We start from the raw sequence: 15,241 nt of genomic DNA, 5'->3' as shown, positions 1-15,241 counted from the left end.
GCACACGCGCAGGGCGGGTGGTCCGAAGACCCCCGCCCTGTGGACAGCCGACCGCGCGAGGGATTCAGCCCTCGAGCGCCCGCAGCCAGGCACGCCGGGCCGACAGCGCCTCGTCGGCGGCCGCGACGGCCTTGGCATCGCCCGCCGCCTCCGCGGCGGCGCGCTCGGACTCGAGCTTCTCGATCGCCTCGACGAGCTGACGGCTCATGTCGCCGGCCCGTGCCTTCGTCTCGGGGTTGTTCCGCTTCCAGTCCACGTCCTCGCGGGTCTTCAGCGCCTGCTCGATGACGCGCAGCTTGTCGTCGAGCGCGCGCTCCTTGTCCCGCGGGAAGATGCGCCCGACCTCGTCCCACTGGCGCTGGATGCGCGTGAGCAGAGCCCGCGCCTTGCCGAGGTCGGCCTCGTCGGCCACGGCCTTCGCCTGTTCGAGCAGCGCTGTGCGGGCCTCGATGCGCGGAGCGGACTCGGCCTCCTCGGCAGCGGACTGCTCGGCGCGGGCGGCGTAGAGGGCGTCGCCGGCGGCCTTGAACTTCGCCCAGAGGGCGTCGTCGGCCTTGCGTCCGGCGCGACCCGCGGCCTTCCACTCGTCGAGCAGACCACGGTACGCGGGGATGCCGTCCACGCCGCGGGGCGCGAGCGCCTCGGCGCGCTCGACGAGGCGCGCTTTCCGGTCGCGGGCCGCCTTGTGGTTCTCGTCGAGCTCGGCGTAGAAGGCCCGCCGCTGGCGGTCGACCGTCGCGCGCGCGTCACGGAAACGCTTCCACAGCTGGTTCGCCACGCCCTTGGGGAGGCGGGGCCCCGACTGCTGCTGAGCCTGCCAGCTGTCGAAGAGCTCGGTCACCTCGGCGGTGACCTTCTTCCACTGCACGGAGGAGAGGTCCTGCGCAGCGATGGCCTCGGCCCGTTCCACGAGGGCGGTGCGGTCCGCGATGGCCTGGTCGAGCGCGGCCTTGGCCTCCTCGGCCTCCGCAGCCGATGCGTCGGCCAGCGAGGCGACGAGGGCGTCGAGTCGTGCCCGGAGGCCGGCCAGATCGCCCACGGCCGCTGCGTCGGTGACCTCGCCGAGAAGATGGCGGGCCTGCTTCGCGAGGTCGCCGGCGGCGGCGCCCCCGGCCTGATGCCGCTGCTCCAGCGCGCGCACCTTGAAGGCCAGGTCCTCGTACTTGCGGGCGAAATAGGCCAGCGCCTCGGCCGGCGTGCCGTCCGGATACTGGCCGACCACGCGCCAGTCGTCGCCTTCTCGGACGGAGACGGTCCCGTCGTCGGTGACACGACCCCACTCCGAGGCGTCGGCGGACGGCACGGCCGGGACGACCGGCGCCGCGGGAACCGCGGCAGCGGCGGGCTTCAGTGCGGACGGACTCGGCCGCGGGATCCTCGGCGGGGCGGGGACGGGGCTGTTCGCGGACTCTTCGGCAGACACGATGGGAACTCCTTGCGCGGCAGGACCGCGGGAGGCGGAAAGGACAAGGCTCAGCCTAATACGGCGGACGGACGCGGCACAGGACGCCGTGACGAGGATCAGTCGGCGGACGTGCGGGTGGGCGTCGGGGCAGGAGCCGTCGTCGGCGTCGCGGACGGCGTGGCCGCGGGCGTCGGGGTCCCGGACGGAGTCGGCGAGCCCGATGGCGCCGGGGAAGGGGTGCCGGTCGTGGTCGGGGACGGACTCGGCGACGTCGTCGGCGTGGGGGAGGTGGTCGGCGTCGGCGTGGGGGCAGGGGACGCGACCTGGGCGTGCACGGCCTGGCTGACCACGGCCGCGATCACGATGGCGGCGCCCGCGACGACGGCGACCAGGTTGTCGCGGCGGCGGCGGGAGATGACGCCCTCGCGCCACCGCGTCCGTGCGGCGTGCAGTCGTGCCCGCTCCTGGTCCACGCGTGCCTGTCGGTCACGGGCGTTGCGGGGGCGGCGTCCGGCCATGGATCCTCCTGGGTGTCGGGGATCGAGCCTATCGCGACGCGTCAGCGGGACCGTGCACGGACCGCGATGCGTGCCGGCGGCGCTGTCGGTGCCGCGCGTTAGCCTGGGGGAATGACCACGCCCGCGCCCCTCCTGTCCGGCCAGACGCCCCTGGCCGTGCGGATGCGCCCCGTGTCCTTGGACGAGGTGGCGGGCCAGGGTCATCTGCTCCGGCCGGGGTCCCCGATCGTCACGCTCGCCGATCCCGCGGCGACAAACGCGGGGTCGGTCTCCATGATCCTCTGGGGCCCGCCGGGCACGGGGAAGACGACCCTCGCGCAGGCCATCGCACGCTCCTCGGGGCGTCGATTCGTCGAGCTGTCCGCGATCACGGCCGGCGTCAAAGACGTCCGCGAGGTGATGCAGGACGCCCTCACGCAGCGCGACCTGTACGGGCAGAGCACCATCCTGTTCCTCGATGAGATCCATCGCTTCACGAAGGCACAGCAAGACGCCCTTCTGCCCGGCGTCGAGAACGGCTGGGTCATCCTCATCGCCGCGACCACGGAGAACCCCTCGTTCTCCGTGATCTCACCGCTGCTGTCGCGCTCGCTGCTGCTCACGCTGCAGCCGTTGACCGACGATGACATCGGGACGCTCGTGGACAGGGCCGTCGCCGACCCGCGCGGCTTCAACGATGCCGTGGTCCTTCAGGACGAGGCGCGCTCGGCGCTGATCCGTCTCGCGTCCGGGGACGGGCGGCGCGCCCTCACGGGGCTGGAGGCCGCGGTGGCGGTGGCCTCGTCACCGGAGCGCCTTCAGGACGGCGCGACGCCCGAGGTGACGGCGGACGACGTCGCGCAGGCCGTGGACCGTGCGCTGCTGAGGTACGACCGCCAGGGCGACGAGCACTACGACGTGATCAGCGCCTTCATCAAGTCCATCCGCGGCTCCGACGTGGATGCCGCGCTGCACTATCTCGCGCGCATGATCGAGGCGGGGGAGGACCCGCGCTTCATCGCGCGACGGATCGTGATCTCGGCGGCGGAGGACGTCGGGCTCGCCGACCCTCAGGCGCTCGGCATCGCGGTGGCCGCCGCGGACGCGGTCGCGTTCATCGGAATGCCCGAGGGACGGATCCCCCTGGCGGAGGCGACCATCTATCTGGCGACCACCGCGAAGTCGAACGCTGCGTACGTGGGGATCGACGCCGCGATCGCCGACGTGCGTGCGGGCGGGTTCGGGCGGGTGCCGGTTCATCTCCGCGATGCGCACTATCCCGGCGCCAAGCGCCTGGGCCACGGTCGCGGGTACGCCTATCCCCACAACACCGAGGCCGGCATCGTGCCACAGCAGTACCTGCCGGACGAACTCCGCGGTCGCCGGTACTACGAGCCCAAGCAGCTCGGAGCCGAGCGGGACGTGCACGCGCGGCTGGAGAAGATCCGTCGGATTCTCGGCGAACGGTGGGGGCCGGGCGCCGGCGGACCGGGGTCCTAGAGTGGGCGCGTGACCAGAGCGATCCCGCGCATCCCGCCCGACCGCGACCTGTCCATCGACGCGGTCCGCGCGGTGTGCCTCCCCGTCGTCGTCGTGCTGCATGCGTTGCAGATGGGCATCGATGGGAACCCGCCACGGGCGTTCAACGCGCTGGCGGACTGGCCGCCGCTGGCCGCGATCACCTGGGTGGGCATGATCATGCCCACGTTCTTCATCGCCGGGGGATTCGCGGGCATCACGACCTGGCGACGGCTCCGCCACCACGGCCAGTCCGCCGCGGAGTACATCCGGGTGCGGACGCTGCGATTGGCCCGGCCGGTGCTATCGGCGATGCTGGGGGTCCTCGCGACCCTGGGGGTCCTGGCGCTGTGCGGGGCGGACGCCGAGTTCCTCCGGACCTTCGCGTTCCGGCTCGCCGAGCCGCTGTGGTTCATCGCGGTGTACGCGATCTGCACCGCGTTCGTCCCTCTGATGGCGTGGCTGCACCACCGCGCCGCGTGGCCCACCTACCTGTGCCTCGCGGGGCTGGCGGTGATCGTCGACCTCGTCGACCGCGCCGCGGGCGTGCCGGTCGGGGCCCTCAACTGGCTGTTCGTGTGGCTGTTCGTCCAGCAGCTGGGGTTCGGCGTGCGGGATCAGTGGTTCTCGCGGCGGCCGAGGGCAGTGCTCCTCGCCCTCGCCGGAGGGGCCTACGCGCTGATGGCGGTCGCGGTGTTCGGGCTGGGCTATTCCGCCGACATGATCGACAACCTCAATCCGCCGACGGTGCTGCTGCTCCTGCTCGGGCTCGCCCAGGTATGCCTCTTCACCCTGCTGCAGCCCGCCATCCGGGCGATCATGCGTCGTCGCCCCGCCCTGCTGGCGGTCGGCGCCCTCGGCATGCACGGGATGACGATCTATCTCTGGCACACGGTCGCGATGGCCGTGGTGGTCGGCATCCAGCTCGCGCTGGGGCTGCCGTTCCCCGCGGTGCTGTCCACGCCCTGGTGGCTCACGAGGATCCCCTGGTTCCTCGCGATCGTGCTCGTGATCGCCGGACTCTGCCTCGTCGTGCCGCGGTGGGAGCGGCGGTGGCCGCCGGAGCGGGACCGCGCGATGCCATTGTGGGCGGCGATCGCGGCGACCTTCGGGGTCGTCGGCAGCGTCGGCTGGGTGCTCACCCAGGGCTACCTCGTCCCGGGCACGGCCGGGGCGCTCGCCCTGCTGGCGGCCGTCCTCGGCTGGCTGACCGCCGGGGGCCCCGGTGCCGGTCGTGCGACGCGATCGCGCCGTTCCGACGCCGACCGAGTCCCGGTGCCCGGTGCCTGAGGGGCGGGCGCGTCCCGCATTCTGATAGGCTTGAGCGGCTCGAAACCGAGTTTTCGGGCATCTCTCCACTCCTGCACCACCTTTCCATGCGCCCCGGCGTGCGCCTGGGAAGGGCGGAATCGAGACGATACGTCCGCGAGCCGTGAGAGACACGGCCGCGTCACCGGAAGGAATGCTTCGTGGTCACGAAGTCCCAGGACCGCCGCAAGGTCCGTCTGTCCCGCGCCCTCGGCGTGGCCCTCACCCCGAAGGCCGCCCGCTACCTCGAGAAGCGTCCCTACGCTCCGGGCGAGCACGGCCGCACCAAGCGCAAGGCCGACAGCGACTACGCCGTCCGTCTGCGTGAGAAGCAGCGTCTGCGCGAGCAGTACGGCATCCGCGAGAAGCAGCTGCGCATCGCGTTCAACGAGGCTCGCCGCAAGGACGGCCTGACCGGTGAGAACCTGGTCGAGCTGCTCGAGATGCGTCTGGACGCCCTCGTCGTGCGCGCCGGCTTCGCCCGCACCACGGCCCAGGCCCGCCAGCTGGTCGTGCACCGCCACATCCTCGTCGACGGCCAGCTCGTCGACCGCCCGTCGTTCCGCGTGAAGCCGGGCCAGCTCATCCACGTGAAGCCGAAGTCGGAGTCGCTGGAGCCCTTCCAGGTCGCGGCGGCCGGCGGCCACGCGGAGGTCCTCCCCCCGGTTCCGGCCTACCTCGAGGTGGCCCTCGACAAGCTGGAGGCGCGCCTGGTGCGTCGCCCGAAGCGCGCAGAGGTCCCCGTGACCTGTGACGTGCAGCTCGTCGTCGAGTACTACGCGGCTCGCTGAGCGACTCTTAAGGGTCGTGCGGCTCGCAGAGCAGCGCACAGACGGAAGGCGCCGGGGGAACCCGGCGCCTTCCGCCGTTTCCGCATACGATGGAGGACGCCGTGCTTCGCGGCCTGCTCCCGGAGGTGACGAGATGAAGAACCTGTTATGGCTGCTGATCGGCGTGATCGGCGGCTTCGTCGCGGCCCACTTCATGAACAAGGACCCTCGAGGACACGACATCCTCGCCGAGGTCGACGCACGGATCAGCGAGTTCACCGGCATCCTCGGGGACGCGTTCCGTGAGCAGGAGGCGCGCCTCGGCCAGGCGCAGCGCTCCGAAGACGCCTGACCGCCCCTCTTCCCCCCACCCGCGAACGCCCAGGGCGTCCGTCGATCGAAGGACACTGCACACACCGATGAAGACCGCGGAGATCGCCCAGCGCTATCTGACCTATTTCGAGAAGAACGGGCACACGATCGTGCCCTCGGCCTCCCTGGTCAGCGACGACCCCACCCTGCTCTTCACGGTGGCGGGCATGGTTCCCTTCATCCCGTACCTGACCGGCGTCGTGCCCGCGCCGCACCCCCGGATCGCGGACGTCCAGAAGTGCATCCGCACGAACGACATCGAGGAGGTCGGGAAGACCGCCCGGCACGGGACCTTCTTCCAGATGCTCGGCAACTGGTCGTTCGGCGACTACTTCAAGGAGGGAGCGATCCGCTACGCCTGGGAGCTGCTGACCTCCTCGGAGGCGGACGGCGGGCTCGGGTTCGACGAGAAGGACCTCTGGGTCACCGTCTTCGAGACCGACGACGAGGCCGAGTCCATCTGGCGAGACGCCATCGGGCTCAAGCCGGAGCGCATCCAGCGCCTCGGCCGCGCCGACAACTACTGGAACACCGGGCAGCCGGGCCCGGGCGGCCCGGACTCGGAGATCTTCTTCGACCGGGGTCCCGCGTACGGCAAGGACGGCGGGCCGGCCGTGGACGACTCGCGCTTCCTGGAGATCTGGAACCTCGTGTTCATGCAGGACTTCATCGAGAACGTCCGCAGCAAGACCGAGTTCGACATCGTCGGCGAGCTCCCGCAGAAGAACATCGACACGGGCATGGGGCTCGAACGCGTCGCCTTCCTGAAGCAGGGCGTCGAGAACATGTACGAGACCGACCAGGTGCGTCCGGTCCTGGACCGCGCCGTCGAGCTCTCGGGTCGTCGCTACGGCGTCGCGCACGAGGACGACGTCCGGTTCCGCGTCATCGCCGACCACGTCCGCTCCTCGCTCATGCTGCTCTCGGACGGCGTGCGCCCCTCCAACGAGGGACGCGGCTACATCCTCCGGCGGCTGATGCGCCGCACGATCCGCTCGATGCGTCTGCTGGGCGTGGACGCGCCCACCTTCCCGGAGCTGTTCGCCGTCTCCCGCGACGCGATGAAGAGCGCCTATCCGGTGCTGGAGACGGACTGGGCACAGCTGTCCACGGCCGCCTTCGCTGAGGAGGAGACGTTCCTGCGCACGCTGGCGTCGGGCTCGACGATCCTGGATCTGGCCCTCGACGAGACCAAGAAGGGCGGCGGGCAGACGCTCAGCGGCTCCGAGGCCTTCCTGCTGCACGACACCTACGGCTTCCCCATCGACCTGACACTGGAGATCGCCGAGGAGGCCGGGCTCAGCGTCGACCGAACGGCCTTCGACACCCTCATGCAGGAGCAGCGCGCCCGGGCGAAGGCGGACGCCAAGAGCCGCAAGCGCCAGCTCGCGGACGTCTCCGTCTACCGCGACCTGCGCGCGCAGGGCGAGACCGCCTTCCTCGGCTACGAGCAGCTCGAGACCGAGTCCCGCGTGCTGGGGATCCTCGTCGACGGCCAGCCGGCGCCGAGCGCGAGCGAGGGCCAGGTGGCCGAGATCGTGCTCGCCGAGACCACCCTGTATGCGGAGTCCGGCGGGCAGGTCGCCGACAAGGGGACGATCACGGGGGCCGGCTTCGTGCTGGACGTGCTCGACGTGCAGCGCCCCGTTCCCGGTCTGATCAGCCACACCGTCGAGGTGCGCCAGGGGCTGGTCTCGGTCGACGCGGCCGCGACCACCGTGGTGGACGCCGCGAACCGGCGGGCCGCCCGTCAGGCCCACTCCGCCACCCATCTCGTCCACGCCGCCCTGCGCGACACGCTGGGGTCGACAGCGACGCAGGCCGGCTCGCTCAACCGCGCCGGCTATCTGCGCTTCGACTTCTCCTGGGGGCAGGCCCTGTCGTCCGAGACGCGGAGCGAGATCGAGGACATCGCGAACCGCGCGGTGCAGGACTCGCTCGAGGTGACCACCCGCGTGCTGTCCCTGGACGAGGCGAAGGCCGCGGGCGCCATGGCGCTGTTCGGCGAGAAGTACGGCGACCGGGTCCGGATGGTCGACATCGGCGGGCCGTGGTCGCGCGAGCTCTGCGCGGGCACCCACGTCTCCACGAGCGCGGAGATCGGGCTCATCAACCTCGTCGGCGAGTCGTCGGTCGGCGCCTCTAACCGCCGCATCGAGGCGCTGGTCGGAGCGGACGCCTTCCGCGAGCTCGCCGCCGAGCGCGCCATCGTGTCGCAGCTCACGTCCTCGCTCAAGACGCCGCGGGAGCAGCTCCCTGCGCGCATCGCCGAGATCGCCGCCCAGCTCAAGGCCGCCGAGAAGCGGATCGCCCAGTTCGAGGCGAAGGAACGGGCCGGACGTGTGCCGGCGATCGCCCAGTCCGCGGCCGAGGTCGGGCGATTCCGTCTCGTGACGCACGATCTCGGCGAGGTGGAGACGGCGGACGAGGTCCGCGAGGTCGCCATCGGTGTCCGCGACGCCCTGTCCGCGGACACCGGAGTGAGCGTGGTCTCGGGCGTCGCCAACGGGCGTCCGCTCGTCGTCGTGGCGACGACGGAGACGGCGCGTTCGGCGGGTGCGAAGGCCGGGGCCCTCGCGAAGCTCGCCGCCGGCGTGCTCGGCGGCGGCGGGGGCGGTCGGGACGACGTCGCCCAGGGCGGCGGTCAGCATCGTGCGGAGCTGCCCGCGGCCTTCACGGCGATCGAGCAGGAGCTGCGCCGCGCGTGAGCGGGTTCCGGCGCGGGGTGCGGCTCGGCATCGACGTGGGGCGCAGTCGTGTGGGCGTCTCCCGCTGCGACCCCGACGGTCTGCTCGCGGTGCCCGTGGAGACCGTTCCGCGCGACGATGCGTCCGTCGCCCGCCTGCACGAGCTCGCCGTCGAGTACGAGCCCGTCGAGATCGTGGTGGGTCTGCCGATCAACCTCCGCGGGGAGGACACCGCATCCACTCAGGACGCGCGCGGTTTCGCCGCCGCCGTCGCACGCCGGACCGGAGTGCCGGTCCGACTGGTGGACGAGCGGCTGAGCACGGTGACGGCGCACGCCGCCCTGCGGGCGTCCGGTCGCACGCAACGGGGTTCTCGTGGCATTGTGGATCAGGTCGCCGCCGTGGTGCTGCTGCAGCAGGCCGTCGACATCGAGAAGAGCACCGGCATCCCGACCGGAACCCTGATCACGCTCGACGAGGAGACCCCCTGAACATGCCTGATCGCCCCGATCCTTCCCCTGAGTCCGGAGCGGATTCGCTGAACGACCTCTTCCGATCGCTGCCGGACCCGAAGCAGCCGGAGAAGACGGCGTCGGCGAACGAGGGTCCCACCCCGGGATCGCGGCGGGCCGCGCGTGCTGCCGCAGCCCGCGAGGCGAAGGACCAGGCGGCTCGTGTCGCGCAGGGGCTGCCTCCGGAGCCGGCCTCCGCCGCGGCGGAGGGCGGCGGATCGGGCGCCACGGAGACGACGACGCCGACCACTGCGAAGCGGGTGGACACCGCCACGCAGGCTGCTCCGGTCGTCGTGACGGCCGAGCCGCGCGCGACCCTGGACGACCTGTTCGCCCAGGAGGAGGAGACGACGAAGCCGGCCAAGCCCAAACGCCGTGCCGGCTGCCTGATCGCCCTCATCATCCTCCTCGTCCTGGTGGGAGGCGCCGTCGTCGGCGGCGTCTGGGTGATGAACACCTACGGCGACAAGATCAACGAGGTCATGGGCTGGGGACCGCCGAAGGACTACGAGCCCGGCGAGGCGACGGGCGAGGCCCTCGTCACCATCAGCGAGGGCGACTCGGGAGCCGACGTCTCCGTCGCGCTCTACCGCGCCGGGGTGACCAAGACCGAGGACGTGTTCTACGACACCCTGGTCGATCAGGGCACCTCCCTCACGTTCTTCCCGGGTGTCTACAAGTTCGAGCAGAAGATGACCGCCAAGGCCGTGATCGAGGCCATGCAGTCCGGCGAGAACAAGATGGAGAACTCGGCGCTGATCCGCGAGGGGCTCACGGTCGAGGCGACGCTGCAGACCATCGCGGAGAGCCTCGCGGTCCCGCTCGACCAGCTCCAGGCTGCGGCGGCCGATCCGGCATCGTTCGGCGTCAATGCGCCGTCTCTGGAAGGGTGGCTGTTCCCCGCCCTGTACGAGTTCGCGCCGGAGTCGAGCGCGCACGACATCCTTGCGAAGCTCGTCGAGCGGACCCGGGAGTCGCTGGCGGCCGCCGGAGTGCCTGCGGGCGACGAACAGCGGGTGCTGACGATCGCGTCGATCATCGAGCGCGAGGCCCGCGCGCAGGACGACTTCTACAAGGTGTCCCGCGTGATCCAGAACCGGCTGGATCAGGACATGATGCTGCAGATGGACTCGACCGCCCAGTACGGCTACGGCGAGCTGCACAAGGGATCCGCGAGCACGTCGGAGGAGGCCCAGCACGACGACAACCCGTGGAACACCTACGTCGTCCAGGGGCTGCCGGCCACGCCGATCGCGAACCCCGGTGATCTCGCGATCGACGCGGCGATGCACCCGGTGGCGGGTCCGTGGCTGTACTTCGTGACCGTCAACCTGGACACCGGCGAGACCGTGTTCACGCAGACCTACGAGGAGCACCAGGCAGCCATCGACAAGTGGCGGCAGTGGTGCACCGAGAACCCCGACTCCGGATGCTGAGCGACGAGGAGGCCGCGTCCCGTGCCTCCCGTCTGCTGGCGGTCTGGGGGGATCCGATCGACCACAGCCGGTCTCCGGCCCTGCACGGCGCCGCCTACCGGGCCCTGGGCCTCGACTGGCACTACGGCCGTCGTCGGGTCGACGCCGCGGGCTTCCGGGTGGCCGTGGACGGTCTGGACGGCCGCTGGCACGGGCTCTCCCTGACGATGCCGCTCAAGGAGGAGGCGTTCGCCTGGGCTCGGCACCGCGACCGGCACGCCGTCCTCACCGGCGCCGCCAACACCGTGGTCCTCGAGGGGCCGCGACGAGGACACGTCTGGAACACCGACGTCGGCGGGCTGGTCCGCGCGCTGACCGAGGCCGGAGTCTCCGGCGCGGGCTCGGTGCGGATCCTCGGCGCGGGGGCGACGGCCGCGTCGGCGCTCGTCGCCGCGGCCGAGCTCGGCGCCGAGCGCGTGGAGGTCGCCGCACGCCGCCCGGAGGCCGGCGGTCCGCTTCGGCGCATCGCGGCGCAGCTGGGTCTCCCGGTCGAGGTCATCCCGTTCGACGCCGCGGAACACGCGGTCGATCTCACGATCGCCACGCTGCCGGGAGGGGCGGCACTGGACCCGCGCGCCACCGCCCGCCTCGCGGCGACCGGGGGAGCGCTGTTCGACGTCGCCTATGCGCCGTGGCCGTCCGCTCTGGCCTCCGCGTGGGACGACGCGCCAGCGCTTCCGGGTCTCGGGATGCTCCTGCATCAGGCGGTGCTCCAGGTCCGCGTGTTCGTCTCCGGCGAGCTCGACGAGCCGCTGCCGAATGAGAACGTCATCGTGGCGGAGATGCGCCGCGCCGTCATGGGAGACTAGAGCAATGCTCCGCGTCCTGACCGCCGGCGAATCGCACGGCCCCGAACTCATCGCCGTCATGGAGGGACTTCCGGCCGGCGTCCCGCTGTCCTCCGAGGCCATCCAGGCGGATCTGGCACGGCGAAAGCTCGGGTACGGGCGCGGGTCGCGGATGAAGTTCGAGCAGGACGAGCTCACGATCTCCGGCGGCGTCCGCCACGGGAAGACCCTCGGCAGCCCCATCGCCCTGCGGATCGGCAACACCGAGTGGCCCAAGTGGGTCGAGGTCATGAACCCCGAGCCGGTCGAGATCACCGACCGGTCCCGGGGCCGCAGCGCCCCGTTGACACGTCCGCGCCCGGGCCACGCGGACCTCGTCGGCATGCAGAAGTACGGATTCGACGAAGCACGCCCGATCCTCGAACGCGCGAGCGCCCGGGAGACAGCCGCGCGCGTCGCCCTCGGAGCGGTCGCCCGATCCTTCCTGTCCGAGCTGGGCATCGAGCTGGTCAGCCACACCCTCTCGATCGGCCCGGTGCAGGTTCCCGAGGGCGCACCGCTCCCGTCGCCGACGGACGTCGCGGCGCTCGATGCGGATCCGCTGCGCTGCTTCGACGCGGAGACGTCCGCGCGCATGGTCGCCGAGGTCGACGCGGCACGCAAGGACGGGGACACGCTCGGCGGCATCGTGGAGGTGCTGGCGTACGGGCTCCCGCCCGGGCTCGGCTCCCACGTGCACTGGGACCGACGGCTGGACGGCCGCCTCGCGCAGGCGCTGATGAGCATCCAGGCGATCAAGGGCGTCGAGGTCGGTGACGGGTTCGAAACCACGCGGCGGCGCGGATCGGCCGCCCACGACGAGCTCTTCCTCGCCGAGGACGGCATCACGCGCGGGTCGGATCGGGCGGGAGGCACCGAGGGCGGCATGTCGACGGGGACGGTCCTGCGCGTCCGCGCCGGGATGAAGCCGATCGCGACGGTCCCGCACGCGCTGCGGACGGTCGACGTCGCCGAGGGCGAGCCGGCCACGGCGCACCACCAGCGCTCGGACGTGTGCGCCGTCCCCGCGGCGGGCGTGGTGGCCGAGGCGATGGTCGCCATCGAGCTGGCTCGCTCGGTCCTCGAGAAGTTCGGCGGCGACAGCGTCGGGGAGACCCGCCGCAACCTGGAGTCGTACCTCGCCGCCATCCCCGAGGAGCTGCGCACCGCACCGGCGTCCGAGGCGGCGCTTCTGCTGCACGATGACTGACGATCCTGGACGGGAGACCCGCGCCGGCACGACGGCCGACGACGTCGTCGTGCTCGTGGGCCCGATGGGAGCCGGCAAGACGAGCGTCGGCCGTCGCGTCGCGCGCGGGCTCGGCACCCGGTTCACGGACACCGACAAGGCGATCGCCCGGCGGCACGGCCCGATCCCGGCGATCTTCGCCGAGCATGGCGAGCAGCAGTTCCGGCTCTGGGAGCGCGACGCGGTCGCGGAGGCGCTCGAGAGCGGCGGCGTCGTCTCGCTGGGCGGCGGCGCGGTTGTGACGGCGTCGGTCCGCGAGCTCCTGCGTCCCGTGCCGGTGGTGTTGCTCACCGTGTCGCCGGAGGCGGTGGCGGACCGGATCGCCGGATCGTCCCGCCCGCTGCTCTCCGGAGCGGCCGGGGAGACGGAGGCATCGCCCGAGTCGGCGCTGGAGCGGTGGCGGCGTATCGCCGAGGAGCGGGCCCCGTGGTACGCCGAGGTGGCGGATGCGGTCTTCGACACGTCCCGTGTCCCGATGACGCGGGTGGCGGATCAGATCGTCGAATGGATGAGAGGACGAGCATGAGCGACAGCACGGTGATCCCGGTCACGGGACGCGACGCGTACGACATCAGGGTGGGGCGCGGCATCCTCGACGACGTCTCGCGCGCTCTGGACCCCGCCGTGCGCAAGGTCCTCGTGGTCCACCCCCCGACCCTCTCCGGCCGGGCCGCGCAGCTGCGGGACCGTCTGCTCGCCGACACCGCCGACGGCCCGCGCGAGGTGCTCCTGGCGGAGATCCCCGACGCCGAGCAGGGCAAGCGCATCGAGGTCGCGGCCTTCTGCTGGCAGGTGATGGGGCAGGCGGACTTCACCCGGACGGACGCCGTCATCGGATACGGCGGAGGCGCGGTCACGGACCTGGCCGGGTTCGTCGCGGCCACGTGGCTGCGGGGCGTGCAGGTCGTCCAGGTGCCGACGACGGTGCTGGGACTCGTCGACGCCGCAGTGGGCGGGAAGACCGGTGTGAACACCGCGGAGGGGAAGAACCTCGTCGGTGCCTTCTGGGCGCCGCGCGCCGTGGTCGGCGACCTCGACGAGCTCACCAGTCTCAGCCCCAACGAGGCCACCGCCGGATTCGCCGAGGTGGTCAAGGCCGGCTTCATCTGGGCACCGGAGATCCTCGACATCGTCGAGGCGGACCCGCAGCGTGCGCTGGATCCCGCCACGGACGAGTTCCGGCGCGCCGTGGAGCTGGCCATCGACATGAAGGCCCGTGTCGTGTCCGAGGACTTCCGGGAGGCGGGCCAGCGCGAGATCCTCAACTACGGACACACGCTCGGACACGCCATCGAGCACTCCGAGCGCTACCAGTGGCGCCACGGCGCGGCGGTCTCCGTCGGGATGATGTACGCCGCCGAGCTGTCACGCCTGGCCGGTCGCCTCTCGGACGCCGTGGCCGACCGGCATCGCACGGTCCTCGACCTCCTCGGCCTTCCGCGCACCTACCGCGCCGGCGCATGGTCCCAGCTTCTGGCGACCATGCAGCGCGACAAGAAGACCCGCGGAGGCATGCTCCGATTCATCGTGCTGGACGACCTCGCCAAGCCCACGGTGCTGCAGGCGCCCGACGAGACGCTGCTGTTCGCGGCCTACCAGGAGGTCGGTGCATGACGGTCCAGGTCCGCAGGATCCGCATGGACGAGTGGGAGCAGGTACGTGACCTCCGCCTGCGGGCCCTCGCGGACCCGGCCGCCGGCATCGCCTTCCTGGACACCGTGGCCGGGGCATCCGCACAGCCGGACGACTTCTGGCGACTGCGCGCGGCCAACGCGGCGGTCGGTACGGGGGCCGCGCAGTTCATCGCCGTGGAAGACACGGGGCAGTGGTGCGCGACGCTGACGGTCCTCCACGCCGATGGGCCTGAGCGCACCGGCCTCGTCGTCGGGGTGTACGTCGCCGAAGGGCGCCGCGGCACCGGGACGATCGACGCGCTCTTCGACGAGGCCGCCCGGTGGGCGGCCGACGCGGGAGCGACCGCGCTCGCCCTCGACGTCCACGTGGACAACGCGCGGGCGCAGGCGGCCTACGCGCGCAACGGCTTCGTCCGCACCGGGGAGATCGCCGAAGCGTCGATCGGCCGGGAGTACGTGATGCGTCGCGAGCTGGAGCCGAGCCGCTGATACCGTGAACGCGTGACCCCGCATCGACGTCTCCTGCTCGTCAACGGACCGAACCTGAACCTCCTCGGAACCCGCGAGCCGGAGCTGTACGGCTCGGCCACCCTCGCCGACGTGGAGCGTCTGACCATGGAGGCGGCGGCGGAGAGCGGATACGCGCTCCGGACGGTGCAGAGCAACCACGAGGGCGTCCTGATCGACGCGATCCAGGCGGCCCGCGACGACTGCGCGGGCATCGTGATCAACCCCGGCGGCCTGACCCACACGTCCGTATCGCTCCGGGACGCGCTGACCGGCGTCGCACTGCCGTTCGCCGAGGTGCACATCACGGACGTCTCCCAGCGGGAGGAGTTCCGTCGCTTCTCCTTCCTCCACGACGTCGCGGCGGTCCGGATCATCGGGCGCGGCGTGGACGGCTACGCCGAGGCGGTCCGTGCCCTGGTGCCTCTGCTGTGAACGTCGGTCGCCCCGCGGGCCGCACCGGCGAGGCGGGGGCGCGGG

15 protein-coding genes are annotated in these 15,241 nt (G+C 71.9%); 13 read left to right on the top strand and 2 right to left on the bottom strand.

Annotation, left to right across the window (positions count from 1 at the left end; genetic code table 11):
- Window positions 1-64: 64 nt before the first annotated feature.
- Window positions 65-1,423 (bottom strand): DUF349 domain-containing protein, encoded by a 1,359-nt coding sequence (locus V6R91_RS17825; protein ID WP_271062693.1) that lies wholly within the window; start codon window positions 1,421-1,423, stop codon window positions 65-67.
- Window positions 1,424-1,521: 98 nt separating this feature from the next.
- Complete coding sequence (locus tag V6R91_RS17820) at window positions 1,522-1,923, bottom strand: hypothetical protein (protein WP_336396284.1); 402 nt, start codon at window positions 1,921-1,923, stop codon at window positions 1,522-1,524.
- A gap of 111 nt (window positions 1,924-2,034) precedes the next feature.
- Here V6R91_RS17820 and V6R91_RS17815 point away from each other — a divergent pair, with 111 nt between their 5' ends.
- From V6R91_RS17815 to V6R91_RS17755, 13 genes are all read left to right on the top strand, one after another.
- On the top strand, window positions 2,035-3,402 hold the full coding sequence (locus tag V6R91_RS17815; RefSeq protein ID WP_336396283.1) for a replication-associated recombination protein A: 1,368 nt from the start codon (window positions 2,035-2,037) through the stop codon (window positions 3,400-3,402).
- 9 nt (window positions 3,403-3,411) lie between these two features.
- Window positions 3,412-4,710: an acyltransferase family protein gene (locus V6R91_RS17810; RefSeq protein ID WP_336396282.1), complete on the top strand. Its 1,299-nt coding sequence runs from the start codon at window positions 3,412-3,414 to the stop codon at window positions 4,708-4,710.
- Window positions 4,711-4,889: 179 nt separating this feature from the next.
- Window positions 4,890-5,519 (top strand): 30S ribosomal protein S4, encoded by a 630-nt coding sequence (gene rpsD / locus V6R91_RS17805; protein WP_219084729.1) that lies wholly within the window; start codon window positions 4,890-4,892, stop codon window positions 5,517-5,519.
- 133 nt (window positions 5,520-5,652) lie between these two features.
- Complete coding sequence (locus tag V6R91_RS17800; RefSeq protein ID WP_067246992.1) at window positions 5,653-5,850, top strand: hypothetical protein; 198 nt, start codon at window positions 5,653-5,655, stop codon at window positions 5,848-5,850.
- Between the two features lie 67 nt (window positions 5,851-5,917).
- The gene (alaS, locus tag V6R91_RS17795) at window positions 5,918-8,578 is read left to right on the top strand and encodes an alanine--tRNA ligase (protein WP_336396281.1); all 2,661 of its coding nucleotides are present in this window, start codon (window positions 5,918-5,920) and stop codon (window positions 8,576-8,578) included.
- Complete coding sequence (gene ruvX / locus V6R91_RS17790) at window positions 8,575-9,048, top strand: Holliday junction resolvase RuvX (protein ID WP_336396280.1); 474 nt, start codon at window positions 8,575-8,577, stop codon at window positions 9,046-9,048. The genes alaS and ruvX overlap by 4 nt, the downstream gene beginning before the upstream one ends.
- Window positions 9,049-9,050: 2 nt before the next feature.
- The gene (mltG, locus tag V6R91_RS17785) at window positions 9,051-10,505 is read left to right on the top strand and encodes an endolytic transglycosylase MltG (RefSeq protein ID WP_336396279.1); all 1,455 of its coding nucleotides are present in this window, start codon (window positions 9,051-9,053) and stop codon (window positions 10,503-10,505) included.
- A complete protein-coding gene (locus V6R91_RS17780) occupies window positions 10,499-11,353 on the top strand; it encodes a shikimate dehydrogenase family protein (protein ID WP_271061760.1) in 855 nt (284 codons plus the stop codon). The genes mltG and V6R91_RS17780 overlap by 7 nt, the downstream gene beginning before the upstream one ends.
- A gap of 4 nt (window positions 11,354-11,357) precedes the next feature.
- Window positions 11,358-12,581 carry a chorismate synthase gene (aroC, locus tag V6R91_RS17775; protein ID WP_219084724.1) on the top strand — a complete coding sequence of 408 codons (1,224 nt, stop codon included), beginning with the start codon at window positions 11,358-11,360 and terminating at the stop codon, window positions 12,579-12,581.
- A complete protein-coding gene (locus V6R91_RS17770) occupies window positions 12,574-13,146 on the top strand; it encodes a shikimate kinase (RefSeq protein ID WP_336396278.1) in 573 nt (190 codons plus the stop codon). The genes aroC and V6R91_RS17770 overlap by 8 nt, the downstream gene beginning before the upstream one ends.
- Window positions 13,143-14,234: a 3-dehydroquinate synthase gene (aroB, locus tag V6R91_RS17765; protein ID WP_271061763.1), complete on the top strand. Its 1,092-nt coding sequence runs from the start codon at window positions 13,143-13,145 to the stop codon at window positions 14,232-14,234. The genes V6R91_RS17770 and aroB overlap by 4 nt, the downstream gene beginning before the upstream one ends.
- A complete protein-coding gene (locus V6R91_RS17760; protein ID WP_336396277.1) occupies window positions 14,231-14,743 on the top strand; it encodes a GNAT family N-acetyltransferase in 513 nt (170 codons plus the stop codon). Before aroB ends, V6R91_RS17760 begins: the two co-directional genes overlap by 4 nt.
- Window positions 14,744-14,755: 12 nt before the next feature.
- Complete coding sequence (locus V6R91_RS17755; RefSeq protein ID WP_271061765.1) at window positions 14,756-15,196, top strand: type II 3-dehydroquinate dehydratase; 441 nt, start codon at window positions 14,756-14,758, stop codon at window positions 15,194-15,196.
- Window positions 15,197-15,241 lie beyond the last annotated feature (45 nt).

It is taken from the genome of Microbacterium sp. CCNWLW41 (assembly GCF_037083505.1).
This window is presented reverse-complemented; position numbering and strand designations above follow the sequence as displayed.